We start from the raw sequence: 18237 nt of genomic DNA, 5'->3' as shown, positions 1-18237 counted from the left end.
ACCTACTCAATTATGAGAAAAACTATTTTAATAGTTCTTACTTGTTTTATTTGTGTGTCTTCTTATGCGCAAATAACGTATGAAGAAATTTCGTCTTCAAGATTAAATTCTAAGCGTAAACTAAAAATTAAGCTACCAACAGATTATGATTCTGATGCAGATAAAAAATACCCGTTAATTATTGTTTTTGATGGCGATTATTTATTTGAGCCAGTTACTGGTCAAGTAGACTTTCAGACCTATTTTGATGATATGCCTAGTTCAATTGTAGTTGGTGTTATGCAAGGGGAAGAGCGTGTTTACGATAGTTATTACGAACCTCAAACGGGATTACCTACTGAGTCTGGTATAAGATTTCACGAATTTGTGTCAGAAGAGTTATTACCCTATTTAGACGACAAATACAAAACAAGTAAATTTAGAGTTGCTGTTGGTCATGACATTATGGGTAATTTTATAAACTCTTACTTATTTAAAGCAGATCTCGAATTTCAGGCCTATGTATGTATAAGTCCAGATTTTGTTGGTTCGTTAAGAAATTTTGTCTCAAAACGTTTAGCACTTTATAAAACAGATGTGTTTTACTACATGGCAACAGCAGAAAAAGACATTCCGCAAATTCGAGAAAATATATTAGCAACAAATGAATTAATAAAAACTGTTGATAATAAAAATTTAACGTATTATTTCGATGATTTTAATGGCGAAACGCATTACACACTTGTAACTGGTGCAATCTCAAGATCATTTGATAAAATCTTTTCTATTTACAATCCATTAAGAGAAAAAGAACTAGAGGAAAAAGTCTTAACCTATGAAGGCACTTTAGATGTATACCTTGTGGATAGATACAAAAGGATTGAAAAGTTATTTGGTATAACAAAAGACATTAGTGAAGAAGAATTAGAAAAAGTCGCTAAGGTAGCAGAACAGAGAGAAGATTTTAAATCCTTATTTAAATTAGGACTTTTAGCCAATAAATTACATCCTGAAACATTATTAGGAACTTTCTATTTAGCACAATCTGCAGAAAAATTAGGAAAAACAAAGAAAGCTAAAAAACTTTATGAAGAAGCATTAACATTAAACGATGTTAGTCATATAGATAGAGATTTTATCTTTTCTAAAATAGATGAACTTAATTTATCATTAGTAGATAATGATGATGAAGAATTAGAAGACGAGGAGGCTGATGATGAAGAAAAGTAAAAAGCATAAAATATCTACAGATTATTTTTTCGAATCCATATTTAGAAAATCAAAACAGTTTATATTTTCTAATTTGCCTTCAAAAATATTTGCAATAAAACTTTTAGCTATTGTAACTTGGTTTAAAGACATCAACTAAAATTATATTAATTTAGCTGTTCTTAACTTAAAAACAGATTGCTGCTAGCTCAGCAAAAGAACATGGCTAAAGTAAAAACAACCTTTTTTTGTCAGAATTGTGGGAGTCAATATGCCAAATGGCAAGGGCAATGTACATCTTGTAAAGAATGGAATACCATTGCAGAAGAAGTTATTCAAAAACCAGAAAAGAGCGATTGGAAAACACCAACATCAGCCACTAAACGAGTATCAAAACCATTACTTATAAATGAAATTGATTCTTCGCAAGAGGCACGTTTAAACATGCAAGATGGCGAATTTAATCGTGTTCTTGGAGGCGGAATGGTTCATGGCTCTTTAACGTTATTAGGCGGAGAACCAGGCATAGGAAAAAGTACACTTTTACTTCAAATAGCCTTAAAATTACAATACAAAACCCTTTATGTTTCAGGTGAAGAAAGCCAGAAACAAATAAAAATGCGTGCAGAGCGTATTAATCCTAACAGCAGTAATTGCTATATTCTTACCGAAACCAAAACCCAAAATATTTTTAAGCAAATTGAAGCTTTAGAACCAGATATTGTGGTTATCGATTCTATACAAACCTTGCATAGCGATTATATAGAGTCTTCTGCTGGTAGCATTTCTCAAATAAAAGAATGTACAACTGAACTGATAAAATTTGCTAAAGAAACCTCTACACCAGTTTTATTAATAGGGCATATTACTAAAGATGGAAATATTGCAGGTCCAAAAATTTTAGAGCATATGGTAGATACGGTTCTTCAATTTGAAGGCGACCGCAATCACGTATTTAGAATTCTACGAGCTAATAAAAACCGATTCGGTTCTACTAATGAGTTGGGTATTTACGAAATGCAAGGTTCAGGATTACGAGAAGTTTCTAATCCGTCAGAAATCTTAATTTCTGAAAAAGATGGTGAATTATCAGGTAACGCAATTGCTGCTACTATAGAAGGATTAAGGCCATTAATGATTGAAGTACAGGCTTTGGTAAGTACAGCAGTTTACGGAACACCACAACGTTCTGCAACAGGTTTTAATGCCAAGCGACTTAATATGTTATTAGCTGTTTTAGAAAAGCGTGCTGGTTTCCGTTTGGGTGCTAAAGACGTCTTTTTAAACATTACAGGTGGTATTACTGTAGATGATCCTGCAATAGATTTAGCTGTAGTTGCAGCAATACTTTCTTCTAACGAAGATGTAGCTTTACCAAGTACCTATTGTTTTGCCGCAGAAGTAGGACTTTCTGGTGAGATAAGACCAGTGCAACGTGTAGAGCAACGTATTTTAGAAGCTGAAAAATTAGGGTTTTCAACCATTTTTGTTTCTAAGTACAATAAAATAGCCTTAAAGAATACCGTAATTAAAATTCAATTGATTTCTAAGATTGAAGATTTGGTTGGATTTCTGGTTTAAAAATTCCTATAACAAAAGGAATCTCAGAATTATTTATAACAAACATTGATGAAAAAGCCGCTATCATCTACATTAGGACAACTCTTCGCATTTATTTGTTATGCTTTATTGTTAGCTTCTATTGGCATTATAATATATTCAATAGTTGTTGTAGATTGGCCAGGAATAATTGCCGGAATTTTATTTGGAACATTCAATTATATCATCTTTGGAAGAAAATTATTCAGAACACAATCCATAACCTTTGATGAAAACTATTTCTACTTTAAAGACCATTCTAAAGTTGAATTATCCCGAATTCAAAATATAGAAGATGGAAAAATTACATATTTCCATAATGATAAAGAGAAGATTATATATGTAAATCCTTATTATCCTTCAAAAAATCATCAATTATTCTACAAATATTTCAAACTAAAAAACTAAAAATTTAGTAATCTATATATAGCATATAAAACCTTTAACTATTTCCACAAAATTCTGTAATTTCGCACCTCGAAAAGAAAACAGAATAATGAGTACAAAGTTCCCTGAATACAAAGGACTTAACTTGCCAAACGTTGCAGATGAAATCGGTAACTATTGGGAAGCTAACAACATCTTCGATAAAAGTGTAACTACAAGAGAAGGAAAACCACCTTTTGTGTTTTTTGAAGGACCACCTTCTGCAAATGGTTTGCCTGGTGTACACCACGTTTTAGCGCGTGCTATTAAAGATATTTTTCCGCGTTACAAAACCATGAAAGGTTTTCAAGTAAAACGTAAAGCAGGTTGGGATACACATGGTTTACCAGTTGAACTTGGAGTAGAAAAAGAATTAGGTATTACCAAAGAAGATATTGGTAAAAAAATTACTGTAGAAGAATATAACGAAGCTTGTAAAAAAGCTGTGATGCGTTACACGGATATCTGGAATGACCTTACACAAAAAATGGGTTATTGGGTAGATATGGACGACCCATACATTACCTACAAATCTAAATATATGGAATCTGTTTGGTGGTTGCTAAAGCAGATTTACGAAAAAGATTTAATATACAAAGGCTATACCATTCAGCCCTATTCACCAAAAGCAGGTACAGGTTTAAGTTCTCATGAGTTAAATCAACCAGGAACGTATCAAGATGTTACAGATACAACGGTTGTAGCTCAGTTTAAAGCTAATGCGGATTCGTTACCAGATTTTTTACAAAATGAAGGTGATATTTTCTTTTTAGCTTGGACAACAACACCTTGGACGCTTCCTAGTAATACAGCATTGACGGTTGGACCAAAGATTGAATATGTTTTAGTTGAAACTTACAATCAATACACTTTTAAACCTATGAATGTGGTTTTGGCTAAAAATTTAGTCAACAAACAATTCGATGGAAAATATAAACGTGTTGAAACAAAACCAGAATTAATTGAGTACAAAGAAGGTGATAAGAAGATTCCTTTTTATGTGGTTAAAGAATTTGTAGGAAAAGATTTAGTTGGTATTACTTATGAGCAATTATTGCCATACGCTTTACCAAACGATAATCCTGAAAATGCCTTTAGAATCATCTCTGGAGATTTTGTAACGATTGAAGATGGAACAGGTATTGTGCATACAGCACCTACATTTGGAGCTGATGATGCTTTGGTTGCGAAGCAAGCCTCACCAGAAATTCCACCTCTTTTAGTAAAAGACGACAATGGTAATTTAGTACCATTGGTAGATTTACAAGGGAAGTTTAGACCAGAAATGGGAGAATACGCAGGTAAATATGTTAAGAACGAATATTATGAAGATGGTGAAGCACCTGAGCGTTCTGTAGATGTGGAACTTGCTATTCAGTTAAAAACAGAAAATAAAGCCTTTAAGGTTGAAAAATATAAACACAGTTACCCAAATTGCTGGAGAACTGATAAGCCAATTTTATACTATCCCTTAGATTCGTGGTTTATTAAAATCACTGATGTAAAAGGGAGAATGCACGAGCTAAACACTACCATCAATTGGAAACCAAAATCAACTGGTGAAGGACGTTTTGGAAATTGGTTAGCAAATGCAAACGACTGGAATTTATCACGTTCTCGTTTTTGGGGAATTCCATTACCAATTTGGAGAACCGAAGATGGTAAAGAAGTCATCTGTATTGGTTCTGTAAAGGAATTAAAAGAAGAAATGGCAAAGTCGGTTAAAGCTGGCTTTATGACAGAAGATATCTTTGCAGCTTTTGAAGTGGATAATATGTCTGAAGCAAACTATGATACTATCGATTTACATAAAAATGTAGTCGATAAAATCGTTTTGGTTTCAAAATCAGGTCAACCGATGAATCGCGAAAGTGATTTAATAGATGTTTGGTTCGATTCTGGTTCTATGCCTTATGCACAATGGCATTATCCTTTTGAGAATAAGAATCTAATTGATAATAAAGAAGCTTATCCTGCAGATTTTATAGCAGAAGGAGTTGACCAAACACGTGGTTGGTTTTATACGCTTCATGCCATCGGAACTATGGTTTTCGATTCAGTGGCTTACAAAAATGTGGTTTCAAACGGATTGGTTTTAGATAAAAACGGTCAAAAAATGTCTAAGCGTTTAGGCAATGCAGTTGATCCTTTTGAAACTTTATCTAAATATGGCGCAGATGCCACACGTTGGTACATGATTAGTAATGCTAACCCTTGGGATAACTTAAAATTTGATAGCGAAGGCATTGCTGAGGTGAGTCGTAAGTTTTTTGGAACGTTATATAACACTTACTCATTCTTCACGCTGTATACCAATATTGATGGTTTTAATTATAGTGAAGCCGATATTGCTTTAAACGAAAGACCGGAAATAGACCGTTGGATTTTGTCTGAGTTGAACACTCTAATACAAAAAGTAGACGACTATTACGCTGAATACGAACCAACAAAAGCTGCAAGAGCTATTTCAGACTTTACACAAGATTATTTAAGTAACTGGTACGTACGATTAAGCAGAAGACGTTTCTGGAAAGGTGATTACCAAACCGATAAGATTTCGGCATATCAAACGCTTTATACATGTATGGAAACCATTGCAAAGTTAGGCGCACCAATTGCACCTTTCTTTATGGATCGTTTGTATTTAGACTTAAATGCAGTCACTAAAAAGGAAACTTTTGAAAGTGTGCATTTAGCAGATTTCCCTGTTGCAGATACCACTATTATAGACAAGGTATTAGAACGAAAAATGGAAAGTGCGCAAACCATCTGTTCACTAGTATTATCGTTGAGAGCTAAGGAGAAGATTAAAGTACGTCAGCCGTTACAAAAAATTATGATTCCTGTTGATAATCAACAACAAAAGGAAGAAATTGAAGCGGTTTCTGATTTAATTAAACACGAAGTAAATATTAAAGAAGTTGAACTTTTAGAAGATGCTTCAGATATATTAGTGAAACAAATAAAACCAAATTTTAAAGCCTTAGGCCCTAAGTTTGGAAAGGATATGAAGTTGATTGCTAGTGCAATAAGTGCTTTTTCTGCAGATGATATTAAAAATATCGAGCAAAATGGTAATATTGACGTTGAAATTAACGGAAAAAATATTACTTTAGGCCTTGATGATGTGGAGATTACATCTCAAGATATTGAAGGATGGCTTGTTGCTAACGAAGGTGCATTAACTGTGGCTTTAGATGTTACAATCAATGAAGAATTACGTAAAGAAGGGATTGCTCGTGAGCTCGTAAACCGTATTCAAAATTTACGTAAAGATTCAGGATTTGAAGTTACAGACAGAATTGACGTACAACTTCAGAATGATCCGCAAGTAGCAGCAGCAATTGTTTCAAATGAAGTGTATATTAAGTCAGAAACATTGACGGAAGATTTAAAAATTATGGATAATTTAAACAATGGTATAGAAATTGCTTTTGATGAGGTAAATACCAAATTGTTTATTAAAAAACATTAAAAAATATGGCAACAGATACAACAAACAGATATTCGGATAAAGATTTAGAAGAATTTAGGGCAATAGTTCAAGAAAAAATTAAAAAGGCTGAGCACGATTTAGAATTAATTAAAAGTGCTTACATGAATGATTTTGATAATGGAACCGACGATACTTCGCCAACTTTTAAAGCTTTTGAAGAAGGAAGTGCAACAATGAGTAAAGAAGCAAACTCGGCTTTGGCTATTCGCCAAGAGAAGTTTATTAGAGACTTAAAGAATGCACTAATCCGTATTGAAAACAAAACGTATGGTGTTTGCCGTGTAACGGGTAAATTAATTAAAAAAGAACGTTTAAAATTAGTACCTCATGCTACCTTAAGCATTGAAGCTAAGAATATGCAATAACCAATTCCTGCGACTTGTGCTGAACTTGTTTCAGTAAAGCAGGAATCTCTATAATTGAGGACTTATTTTGAATAATAAAGAAACTATAAAGCCATGGAATTTTAATTTCATGGCTTTTTTTGTGCTTGTTATTTTGAGTCCGCTAACTATTGATGCTCAGAATATTTTAGAAAAGAATATACAAGCAGATGGTATTAAGTCCATTTCAATTAATGGAAATGAGATTTTCAATATTTCTGTGTCTACTTCAAAAACAGATAAAATTAAGTTGACTTCAACTTTAGATGGAGCGTATCAAAATGATTTTCAAATCGTGGTACAAGAAGAAGATTCTACATTAAATTTAAGTTTAGAGCAGGTATCTTTAGAAGACATACCAGATGATAAACGAAATGTTCATAAAGTCATAGCTGCAACCTTGCATATTGAAATCCCAGAGCAACTAAATTTAAATGTTTCTAGCGATATTGGTTCAGTTAATTTAATAGGAACTTTTAATGCGCTAGACATTGAGTTATTGAGAGGTCAATTCAATATAAAAGGAAAAGTTAAAACAGCAACCGTAAATACGTTAGATGGAAACATTTACGTTATTACTAATAGCGCTACAATTGAAGCAAATTCTAATCATGGAGAAATAGAACTAGATGAATTTTCTAATACAACTTCTGTTTGGACATTGACATCAATTCATGGTGATATTAGAGTAATAAATAGCTAATTATATATGAGAAACTTAATATTAACTCTTTTATTAATACTAATAAGTTTCTCAACAAATGCTCAAGCCAACGATACCGAAGCCGCTTTGTACAATGTAGGTTTTGGCGCTGTATTTGGTACTGTACGAGCAATAATTAATAAATCTCCAGATGAGCCTTTAGGTAAAGTGATTAAAAAATCGCTATGGCAAGGTGCTTTAGGAGGTTATATTACTTTTGAGAGTAAACGATTGTTGAGAGAAGCAAGAAGACAAGAACAGTGGGAATATTTTTGGATGGCAAAATTGGTTAATGCTGCAGGTACTTCTATTAAAGAAAATGCTGCATTAAATAAAGATTTTTACGACAGATGGCATTTAAATATTGGATTTAGTAGATTAGAATTTAATACAAAGGATGAGTTCTCTGTAAAATATAAATTGATGCCTGTAGCATTTACTTATACAATTGGCATAGCGTTACAAACAAAATTTGAATTGGAAAAAACATTAAAAACGGGTGAATTTATATTTTCAAGTAATACAGATAGATTCACAGAAACCAATTCTAGAGGTGTAGCTTTTCCTGGAAATATTGTTGTTTACTCTCCTTATATAAATGATTTTAAATTAATAACTCACGAAGTAATTCACTTATATCAATCTAATGATTTTTCTGTTTTTAATACTTACATTAATAAACCTTTGGCACAATGGTCTATAAAAAATAAGACAGTTAATTGGATAAATGAACACCTCTATACAGAATATCATTACTTATTATTAAGACCACTTTATATTATAGAATCAGAACCTATAGAAACGTATTATAATAATTTCCTTGAGCAAGAAGCTGGTTATTTTGGTGGCACGTTACACTAGTTCTAAATATAATCCTATTTTTGTTTTTCAAATTTTTTAGATGTCCTTAAAAAAAGCCTCAATTCTCATCGTTTTAATTCTATTGATTGATCAAATCAGTAAAATTTACATTAAAACCCATTTTCAGTTAGGTGAAGATGTTACTGTTTTTTCTTGGTTTCATATTGCATTTATAGAAAATGACGGCATGGCTTGGGGAACAAAACTGAGTGATTTTACAACCTTAATTTCTGATCGTTCTGCAAAATTGATTTTAACCTTATTTAGAATTGTAGCTGTAACTGGCATTGCCTTTTGGTTGCTAGATGTTATAAAAAAGCAAAAATCTAAAACTTTAATATTTGCTATTTCTATAATATTTGCAGGTGCTTTAGGTAATATTATAGATTCTGTAGTTTATGGAGTGTTGTTTAGTGATAGTGTAATGCAAGTAGCTACATTTTTACCAGAAGGTGGTGGTTATGAAAAGGTTTTTCATGGTAATGTAGTAGACATGTTGCATTTTCCGCTGTGGAGAGGTGCATTGCCTGAATGGTTACCATTAATAGGTGGTAAAATGTTTTCGTTTTTTGACCCTGTTTTTAACGTAGCAGATGTTGCTATTAGTACTGGTATTGGAATTTTAATAGTCTTTAATAAGAAGGCATTTAATTAACTGTTAAGCTGTTTGATTAAACACAGCTTCTAATTCATCAATCTTTACAGGTTTTATAAGGTAGTTTTGTACAGAAGATAAAGATTTTGCCTTTTCAATATCAATAGAATTTATAGAAGAACTAACCACGTAGAGTGTTATTGGGCTATTAAATTTATTCTTAATTTTTGTAAATCGTTCTAAAAATTCCCAACCATCCATTACTGGCATATTAAGGTCTAGTAAAATAACCTCAGGAAGATGTTCTCTTTCAAAATTTTGTAATAATGTTTCAAAATAATCTATACCTTCTTTACCGTCTTTAAAAATGAGAAGGTGGTCACAGAGTTTTTTAGTCTCTATTATTTTTCTCACCAAATTAACATAGATTTTATCATCATCTATAATACAGGCTAGTTTTATTTTTTTCTTCATATTATATTAATTAGAATTTTATTATGAACGTAGTGCCAATATCAGGTTCGCTTTCTACGTGTATTTCTCCATTTAAAGATTCTATTTGGTTTTTTGTTATAAACAAACCAATACCTCTTGCATCTGCATTATAATGAAATGTTTTATACATACCAAAAACTTTATCTCCAAATTTTTCCATGTCTATACCAGAGCCGTTATCAGAGATTTTTAAAACTACGCGATTATGGTTTTTATAGTCTTTAGAGGTACTGATATTAATTATTGGGTCTCGGTCTTTGTGTTTGTATTTAATAGCATTAGTGATTAAATTTAAAAAAATACTATCTAAATACGCAGGAATATATTTAATAAATTTTGCTTTACTAAAATCTGAATTTATGGTAACATTTTTATTTTGAAGAATTTGGTTTATAGACGTAGTAACTTGATCTAGCGTATCAGTAAAATCTACTTTTACTTTAAGCTGATTAGAATTGGTTTGTATACTAACCACTTCATTTAAATGCTCTATAGTAGTATTTAGGCTTTCTGATACGTCTTTAATATTATCTAATAATTCTAATTTTTCTTCTACACTTTCTAAATCGTTTATAAGTTGAACAATTAAAGTTAAATTGCTAGAATGAGATCTTAAGTTGTGAGAGACAATATGTGCAAAATTGAATAATCTAGAATTTTGCGAGGCTACAATTTCTGATGCTTTTTCTAAATTAATTTCCTTCTGTATAATATCATCTATATCTTGAAAAATACCACGTACGCCAATAATTTCTTTATTGGTGTTATAAACAGGTTTGCCTATCGCTCTGGCCCAAAATTTTCTGTTTTTAGAGGTTAACATTAATACTTCTGTATCAAAAGCAATTCCAGATACAGCGCATTCAGAAAAAATATTAGCAATATACTCATGATGTTCTTCTGCATATAATGTCATTGCCATTTTTAATGAAGGAACAAAATCTGAAGGGTATTCTAGTATTTTTTTAGCAATATCATCCCAATAACTTTTTTTATTTTCTAGATCTATAAACCAACTACCTGTAGAGGTCATTGAGGCTGACTCTTGATAATGAAAAATATGTTTGTCTAATTCTTTATTAGGTTTAAATTGCCTTTTAAGGTTGGTTTCCGTCATACTATTGTTAGTTACAACTTAGATTTTGGGTGATATTAGAATACTTGCGCATGCAATATATAAAAATAATACGTTTTATCTGTTTTTTATGCCCTTAATCGATGAAATACTAAAGTTTATTCTTCATTTTATGGTTTAATACCCAACTTCTTAAAAAATCATGATGCTTTTTGAAGTAATTCTAAGTTATTAAAACTGAAATATACAATTGGGAGTCACACAATAATCTAGTTTAATATCATCTTCTGAAGCCTCAATAACGGTATCCTCGGGTTCAAAAAAAGATAATCCAATTTTTAATGATTCAGGTTTGCATTCTGCTAAAAAACGGTCGTAAAAGCCTTTGCCATAACCTATTCTATTTCCGGATGTATCAAAAGCTAAAAGCGGAATAAATATAACTTCTAATTGAGAGGATTTAATTTCTATTCCATCAATTGGTTCAGGAATGTTATAGCAGTTTTTTTTAATTGGTGTATTGTCAGTTAGTAAAAAATGCGTCATAGAGTAGTCTTTAAAATTACTTTTAGAAATGACGATATTTTTATCTTTTCCTGCTAAAATATTTAAGATATAATCTGTATTGATTTCGTTTTGTTCTTCAATAGTTAAGAAAACGTGGTAGAAATTTTTATCCCAAATATTAAGTGATAGTAATTGATTGGCTATTGCAATACTATAGTCATCGATTTGAGTTTTACTAAGGGATTGCCTCAATGTTTTGTATGTCTTTCTTAATTCTTTCTTAGTCACGATTTTACTTTTGTAGAAATATGAAAAATAGCATCGCCTTGGTAAATAATTGGTGATTCATTTATGTTAAAAACATAACCATCATTTGGTGCTTTTACAAAATGATTAAAACTACCATAAGGATCTGTAATATTACCTAAATCATCGCCTTTTTTTACTTCGGCATTTATATGAACAGTAGCTTTAAACATACCTGAGTATTTAGCTCTAATCCATTTACTATCTTCGATATAAACACAAGATTTTTTAGGTTCTGAAACTTTGAATTTTCTGTTTAACATTTGGAGGTGATGTAGCACACGTTTGGTTCCATTTACAGCTGTATTTGTTACTGTATTGTCTATGTGAAATGATTTTCCGCCTTCAAATAAAAGAATAGGAATCCCTAATTTATGGCACGTATTTCTAAAGGATTTATTAAGGTTTTTAGAGTAGTAAACAAAAGGAGCTCCAAAAACTCGAGCTAATTCGTCTAATGTTTTTTCTTTTTTAATGATTCTAATTTGAGAGGCGTTAAATCGATCCGCACCACCTGTATGAAAATCTAAAACCAAATCTGCATGTGGTAAAATTTCGGTAACTAATTTAAATGCAACTCTGCTCGCTAATGATCCACCTTTAATACCTGGAAAGACTCTATTTAGATCACGTCCATCTGGAAATTCGCGATTCATATTTAAAAATCCAAATACATTAATAACAGGAACACAAATAATAGTACCTCGTTTAGGTTTGTTAATGCCTTTTGCAATAATTTGTCGTACAATTTCTACGCCATTAACCTCATCGCCATGTATACCAGCTGTCATTAAAACGGTTGGGCCAGGTTTTTTAGAGCGTTCAATAATCACAGGAACATCAATAGTATTCTGTGTATGTAGTTTTGCTACGTTAAAACTAACCTGAGCACTCTCTCCCAATGCTACTTCTTTACCTAATATATGTAGAATATCTTTTTCACTCATAGAAAAGTACTGCTGTAAAATGGCTATTATTTTTTACTACGCTCAATAAAAGTTATTATCGCTCTAGCTATATTTTTTTGTGTTGCTCCTTCAATGCCCTCTAGACCTGGTGTAGAATTAACTTCTAAAAGTAAAGGACCTCGTTCAGACTGTAACATATCGACACCACAAACGGGTAGCTTTAAAACCTTAGCGGCATTCATGGCTAATTTTAGTTCGTCTACATCTAATTTAATAATATTAGCCGAACCACCTCGATGTAGATTAGAACGAAATTCTCCTTCTTTTCCCTGACGTTTCATGGCTCCAACCACTTGGCCATCTACCACTAAAGCTCTTAAATCGGCTCCTTTGGCTTCTTTAATAAATTCTTGTACAATTACTCTAGCTTGTAATCCATTAAAGGCTTCTAAAACAGATTCCGCAGCATTTTTACTTTCTGCCAATACTACACCTAATCCTTGTGTGCCTTCTAATAGTTTTATAATAACAGGTGTTCCTCCAACATGCTCAATAACTTCTTCTACATCTCTAGAGTAATTAGTGAAAACTGTTTTTGGCATTCCAATTCCTGCCTTACTAAGGCGTTGAAGACTTTTTAGTTTATCTCTAGACCTTAAAATTGCATCCGATGAGGCGATGGTAAACACACCCATTTCTTCAAATTGCCGTACAACAGCACAGCCGTAAAATGTAACAGAAGCGCCAATTCTGGGGATTACAGCATCAACATAATCTAAATAACGATCTCTGTAATATATAGTTGGTTTTTCCTTTTCTATAATGATGTCACATTTTAAAGGGTCAATTATTTCTACCGAATGACCTCTTTTTTCTGCCTCTTCTACAAGTCGCCTTGTTGAATATAGTTCAGGATTTCTAGAGAGAATTACTATGTTCATTTAGTTTGTTTAAAGGATTGGTTTTCTAGATCAACATCAACAATAAATTTGTTTTTTAAAAATTGGCGACCTATTAATACAGGGAACCTCATGTCTTCTCTAGTGCTTAAAGTTAAGTTAATCTTATATGTTTTTCCAAAGAATACCGCAGTTGTTTTAATTTTGTAACGGTTTTCTCTATGGCCATTACTACTTTTTACATCAGTATAAGTATAGGTGTTAAAAACGACCTCGTCGCTTTTAAAGTTAGGATGACCTTTACTTTCAAAAATACAATACAGTTTGCCATCTGTTTCTCTAATTTTAGAGCAATGTATAGCAGAAGTGAATGCACCAGTATCTATTTTAACGTCAATATTACTAAGCTGTAATTCCGGAAAATCGACCTTGTCTACACGTCCCAATACTTTTTTTGTCATAAGTTAAATATTTAAAAAGAGGCGCAAGATATGATAACTTTAAATACTTGTAACTTTAAATTTATAACTTTTATTTACCTTTGGTTATATGCCAGAATCTCCCTTAGAAATACAGATAAAAACATTGCCTCATCAACCAGGTGTATATCAATATTTTGATGCAGATGAGCGAATAATATATGTAGGTAAAGCCAAAGACCTAAAAAAGCGTGTAAGCAGTTATTTTAACAAACATCACGATTATGGAAAAACTCGCGTTTTAGTAAAAAATATAGCTTCGGTAAAGCATATTGTAGTTGAAACAGAAAGTGACGCGCTGTTACTTGAAAATAATCTAATAAAAAAGTATAGACCAAAGTACAATGTTTTATTAAAAGATGATAAATCTTACCCTTGGATTTGTATTAAAAGAGAACGGTTTCCGAGAGTATTTCCAACAAGACGAGTTATAAAAGATGGATCAGAATATTTTGGGCCATATACAAGCATGAAAACCGTAAAAACACTTTTGGGTTTAATAAAAGGTTTATATCAATTAAGGACGTGTAATTACGATTTGTCTGAGTCTAAAATTGAAGCAGGCAAGTATAAAGTTTGCTTAGAATATCATTTAGGAAACTGCAAAGGTGCTTGTGAAGGTTATGAAACGGAAGAAGAATATGATGCAAATATTATTACTATAAGAGAAATTTTGAAAGGAAACTTTAAAGATTCTTTACAACAATTTAAAATTCAAATGAAGCATTATGCAGAAGCTATGCAGTTTGAAGATGCTCAAAAAATAAAAGAAAAATTAGAGGTTTTAGAAAACTACCAAGCTAAATCTACCATAGTAAATCCTAAGATTAGCAATGTCGATGTGTTTTCTATTGTAAGCGATGAAACTTATGCATATGTTAATTTTTTACAACTTAGTTATGGTTCAATAATAAGGTCACATACGTTAGAATTAAAGAAAAAATTACAAGAATCAGATTCAGATCTATTAGAGTTGGCCATTACAGAAATTAGGCAACGATTTAATTCGCGTTCAAAAGAAATTTATGTGCCTTTTCAGGTAAATTTGGGAAGTGACCTAAAGGTAACAGTTCCTAAACTTGGCGATAAAAAAAGTATCTTAGACTTATCTATTAGAAATGCTAAGTATTTTAGAATGGATAAGCTGAAACAGATAAAAATTGTAGATCCAGACAGACATGCTAATAGAATTATGGCACAGATGAAAGCCGATTTACGTTTGTCTAAAGAGCCAAGGCATATAGAGTGTTTTGATAATTCTAATATTCAGGGCACAAATCCTGTGGCAGCATGTGTGGTTTTTAAAAACGGAAAACCGAGTAAAAAAGACTATCGCCATTTTAATATTAAAACAGTTGAAGGGCCTGATGATTTTGCTTCAATGGAAGAAGTGGTTTACAGACGTTACAAACGATTATTAGAGGAAGATGAGGCATTGCCGCAACTTATAATTATTGATGGAGGAAAAGGGCAATTATCATCAGCGTTAAAAAGCTTAGATATCTTAGGATTACGCCAAAAAATCGCTATTATTGGTATAGCAAAACGATTAGAAGAATTATTCTATCCAGATGATCCAATTCCATTATATTTAGATAAGAAGAGTGAAACACTTAAAATAATACAACAATTAAGAAATGAGGCACATCGATTTGGAATTGAGCATCATAGAAATAGAAGGAGCAAAAGTGCACTAACTACAGAGTTAGAAAATATATCTGGTGTTGGAGAGCAGACCATTGTAGATTTAATGAAGCAATTTAAAACCGTAAAACGAATTGCTAATGCGAAGTTAGATGAACTTGAAGCTGTTGTTGGTGTTTCAAGAGCCAATAAAGTCTATAATTATTATCACAAAGAATAATCTAAAAAGATGGATTTTTTACTAAGTATAAAGAACTTAGTAAGTATAGCTAAACCACATGAAAATAAAATACTTCATAATTTTACTGTTACTACTAGCTGTTTTTCCAATACAGGCTCAAGATTCTATTGCAAAAAAGCAACCAAAAGTAGGCTTAGTACTTAGTGGAGGCGGAGCTAAAGGTTTTGCGCATATTGGTGTGTTAAAGGTTATAGATAGTTTGGGTTTAAAGGTAGATTATATTGCTGGTACAAGTATGGGAGCAATTATTGGATCTTTATATGCTTCTGGATACTCAGGCAAGCAGTTAGAAACAATGTTTGAAGCTCAAAATTTCGATGAGTTAATAAATGATGCATTCCCTAGAGGTTCAAAATCTTTTTATGAGAGAGAAAATGCAGACAAGTATGCTGTAACGTTACCGTTTGATAATTTTAGAGTCAGTTTGCCGTCGGCACTTTCTAGAGGGCAAAATGTATATAACTTACTTTATCATTTGATGCTTCCTATTAATCATATAAGTGATTTTGGTAAATTACCAATCCCATTTTTTTGTATTGCTACAGATATAGAAAGTGGAGAATCCTTAATTCTAGAAAAAGGTAAATTAGCAGAGGCAGTCACTGCAAGTGCTGCTTTGCCTTCTTTGTTTCAGCCTGTGGTAATAGGAAATAGAATTCTTGTTGATGGTGGTGTTACTAATAATTTTCCTGTTGAAGAATTGCGAGCAAAAGGTATGGATATTATAATAGGTGTAGACGTACAAGATGCTTTAAAAGATAGAGAGACACTTAAGTCTGCTCCAGATATTCTTTTTCAGATTAGTAATTTCAGGACTATTAATGCTATGAAAAGTAAGACGGAATTAACAGATATCTATGTTAAGCCAGATATTACTAATTATTCAGTAATTTCATTTGATGAAGGAAACAATATTATATCTAATGGAGAAGCCGCAGCAAGAGTAAAACTTTCGGAATTGTTAGCGGTAAAAAATAAACAATTAAATACCACAAAACATAATAAGATTGCGGTATTAGATAGTCTTAAGATTAATAAAATAAGCATTAAAGGAAACGATCGTTATACCAGATCTTATTTGTTAGGTAAATTAAAATTAAAAGGAGCGGAAAAAATAAGTTATTCAGATTTTAAACAAGGTATAAATAGTTTAATAGCAACAAATAATTTTGATACCTTTAGATACCAATTAACACCAACAGAGAATAATACGGAGTATAATCTTTCTGGCAAAGTAACCGAATCTGAGACATCTACATTTTTAAGATTAGGAATTCATTTTGATGAACTATATAAAAGTGCTATCCTCGCTAACTTAACAAAAAAGAAGCTGCTGTTAAATAACGATATTGCTTCGTTAGATATCATTTTAGGCGATAATTCTAGATATAATTTCGATTATTTTATTGATAAAGGATATTATATAAGTTTAGGTCTAAAATCTCGCTATAATCATTTTAATAAAAGTATAAGTCCGTTTTTAGCGCTAGAAGAAACATCTCCTTTATTAGTAGGATTAAATAAATTAGATGCAGAAGTAGCAGATTTTACTAACCAGGTGTATCTGCAAACCATTTTTCAGAAGGATTTTGCATTACGATTAGGTGGCGAATATAGACGCTTTAAAATTACGTCTGAAACTATTATAGAAGACGAACAAGCCGATGAAATAACTTTTGAGAATACAGATTACTTTAGCGTCTATGGAAATTTAATTTACGATGATTATGATAATGCTCATTTCCCTAAAAGTGGATTTTATGTCAATGGCGATTTTCATTTATATTTAAATGCTTCAGGTTTTAACACTAATTTTAAAAGCTTTTCTATTGCTAAAGCAGACTTAGGGTATGCATTTAGTTTTAATGATAAATTAGCATTAAAAACAGAAGTTAACGGAGGATTTAAAATAGGAAGTAAATCTACAACTACCTTAGATTTTGCATTTGGTGGTTATGGTGCAAATTTTATAAATAATTTTTATTCATTTTATGGCTATGATTTTATCTCAATTATTGGTAATAGTTTTGTAAAGTCTACATTTACTTTAGATTATGAGTTTCATAAAGGACATCATTTCCTTGGTGCTGCTAATTTTGCTAATATTGATGATGGTCTTTTTGAATCTGGTCAATTTTTCTCATCACCAGATTATACAGGTTATGCGCTTGGCTATTCTTTAGAGACATTTATTGGACCTTTAGAAGGTAAATTTTCTTATTCGCCAGATACAGGAAATAGTTATTGGTATTTTAATCTTGGATTTTGGTTTTAGAAAAAGCAAGTTTCTGCAATTCTAAAGGTGTTTCAGTATCTCAAATAATTTTTCGATATTTGTAGAACATGAAACCATTCTGGCAAAACATAAAACTTCACTTACACTTCCTTATTAAGAGGAATCCAGAATAGCGCACTTAATTCCTGTTAAGACA

Annotated in this window: 16 protein-coding genes; 10 read left to right on the top strand and 6 right to left on the bottom strand. The window is 31.7% G+C overall.

The genetic code is table 11. The features are described 5' to 3' along the window. The first annotated feature begins 12 nt into the window (after positions 1-12). From HNV10_RS02015 to HNV10_RS01980, 8 genes are all read left to right on the top strand, one after another. A complete protein-coding gene (locus HNV10_RS02015) occupies positions 13-1209 on the top strand; it encodes an alpha/beta hydrolase (RefSeq protein WP_173299656.1) in 1197 nt (398 codons plus the stop codon). 201 nt (positions 1210-1410) lie between these two features. Beyond that, positions 1411-2769, top strand: coding sequence for a DNA repair protein RadA (gene radA / locus HNV10_RS02010; RefSeq protein WP_173299655.1), 1359 nt, complete (start codon positions 1411-1413; stop codon positions 2767-2769). 48 nt (positions 2770-2817) lie between these two features. Beyond that, the gene (locus HNV10_RS02005; protein ID WP_173299654.1) at positions 2818-3195 is read left to right on the top strand and encodes a hypothetical protein; all 378 of its coding nucleotides are present in this window, start codon (positions 2818-2820) and stop codon (positions 3193-3195) included. An 88-nt stretch (positions 3196-3283) separates the two neighbouring features. Continuing rightward, positions 3284-6688, top strand: a complete 3405-nt coding sequence (ileS, locus tag HNV10_RS02000; protein WP_173299653.1) for an isoleucine--tRNA ligase — start codon at positions 3284-3286, stop codon at positions 6686-6688. Positions 6689-6693: 5 nt separating this feature from the next. After that, on the top strand, positions 6694-7074 hold the full coding sequence (locus tag HNV10_RS01995; protein ID WP_173299652.1) for a TraR/DksA family transcriptional regulator: 381 nt from the start codon (positions 6694-6696) through the stop codon (positions 7072-7074). A 67-nt stretch (positions 7075-7141) separates the two neighbouring features. After that, complete coding sequence (locus HNV10_RS01990; RefSeq protein WP_173299651.1) at positions 7142-7795, top strand: DUF4097 family beta strand repeat-containing protein; 654 nt, start codon at positions 7142-7144, stop codon at positions 7793-7795. A gap of 6 nt (positions 7796-7801) precedes the next feature. Continuing rightward, positions 7802-8656 carry a hypothetical protein gene (locus tag HNV10_RS01985; protein ID WP_173299650.1) on the top strand — a complete coding sequence of 285 codons (855 nt, stop codon included), beginning with the start codon at positions 7802-7804 and terminating at the stop codon, positions 8654-8656. Between the two features lie 40 nt (positions 8657-8696). Continuing rightward, the gene (locus HNV10_RS01980) at positions 8697-9311 is read left to right on the top strand and encodes a lipoprotein signal peptidase (protein WP_173299649.1); all 615 of its coding nucleotides are present in this window, start codon (positions 8697-8699) and stop codon (positions 9309-9311) included. Between the two features lie 3 nt (positions 9312-9314). On the opposite strand, the gene HNV10_RS01975 is transcribed toward HNV10_RS01980, so the two are convergent. The 6 genes from HNV10_RS01975 to HNV10_RS01950 all read right to left on the bottom strand — a co-directional run bounded on the left by HNV10_RS01975 (position 9315) and on the right by HNV10_RS01950 (position 13902). After that, positions 9315-9725, bottom strand: coding sequence for a response regulator (locus HNV10_RS01975; protein ID WP_173299648.1), 411 nt, complete (start codon positions 9723-9725; stop codon positions 9315-9317). A 10-nt stretch (positions 9726-9735) separates the two neighbouring features. Further along, complete coding sequence (locus tag HNV10_RS01970) at positions 9736-10863, bottom strand: sensor histidine kinase (RefSeq protein ID WP_173299647.1); 1128 nt, start codon at positions 10861-10863, stop codon at positions 9736-9738. Positions 10864-11052: 189 nt separating this feature from the next. Then, positions 11053-11616 carry a 5-formyltetrahydrofolate cyclo-ligase gene (locus tag HNV10_RS01965; protein ID WP_173299646.1) on the bottom strand — a complete coding sequence of 188 codons (564 nt, stop codon included), beginning with the start codon at positions 11614-11616 and terminating at the stop codon, positions 11053-11055. Then, positions 11613-12581: a succinylglutamate desuccinylase/aspartoacylase family protein gene (locus HNV10_RS01960; RefSeq protein WP_173299645.1), complete on the bottom strand. Its 969-nt coding sequence runs from the start codon at positions 12579-12581 to the stop codon at positions 11613-11615. The genes HNV10_RS01965 and HNV10_RS01960 overlap by 4 nt, the downstream gene beginning before the upstream one ends. A 26-nt stretch (positions 12582-12607) precedes the next feature. Next, positions 12608-13483 carry a 30S ribosomal protein S6--L-glutamate ligase gene (rimK, locus tag HNV10_RS01955; protein WP_173299644.1) on the bottom strand — a complete coding sequence of 292 codons (876 nt, stop codon included), beginning with the start codon at positions 13481-13483 and terminating at the stop codon, positions 12608-12610. Next, entirely contained in the window at positions 13480-13902 is a 423-nt protein-coding gene (locus HNV10_RS01950) for an ATP-dependent zinc protease family protein (protein WP_173299643.1), read from the bottom strand. Before HNV10_RS01950 ends, rimK begins: the two co-directional genes overlap by 4 nt. Before the next feature lie 88 nt (positions 13903-13990). Here HNV10_RS01950 and uvrC point away from each other — a divergent pair, with 88 nt between their 5' ends. Both uvrC and HNV10_RS01940 read left to right on the top strand, forming a co-directional pair. Continuing rightward, complete coding sequence (uvrC, locus tag HNV10_RS01945) at positions 13991-15784, top strand: excinuclease ABC subunit UvrC (RefSeq protein WP_173299642.1); 1794 nt, start codon at positions 13991-13993, stop codon at positions 15782-15784. Between the two features lie 58 nt (positions 15785-15842). Then, the gene (locus HNV10_RS01940; protein WP_173299641.1) at positions 15843-18080 is read left to right on the top strand and encodes a patatin-like phospholipase family protein; all 2238 of its coding nucleotides are present in this window, start codon (positions 15843-15845) and stop codon (positions 18078-18080) included. Positions 18081-18237: the final 157 nt, after the last annotated feature.

Origin of the sequence: Winogradskyella litoriviva, from assembly GCF_013249065.1 — a bacterium.
Taxonomy (GTDB): Bacteria; Bacteroidota; Bacteroidia; order Flavobacteriales; family Flavobacteriaceae; genus Winogradskyella; species Winogradskyella litoriviva.
Note: the sequence above shows the minus strand (reverse complement) of the source record. Positions and strands in the feature narration are given on the sequence as shown.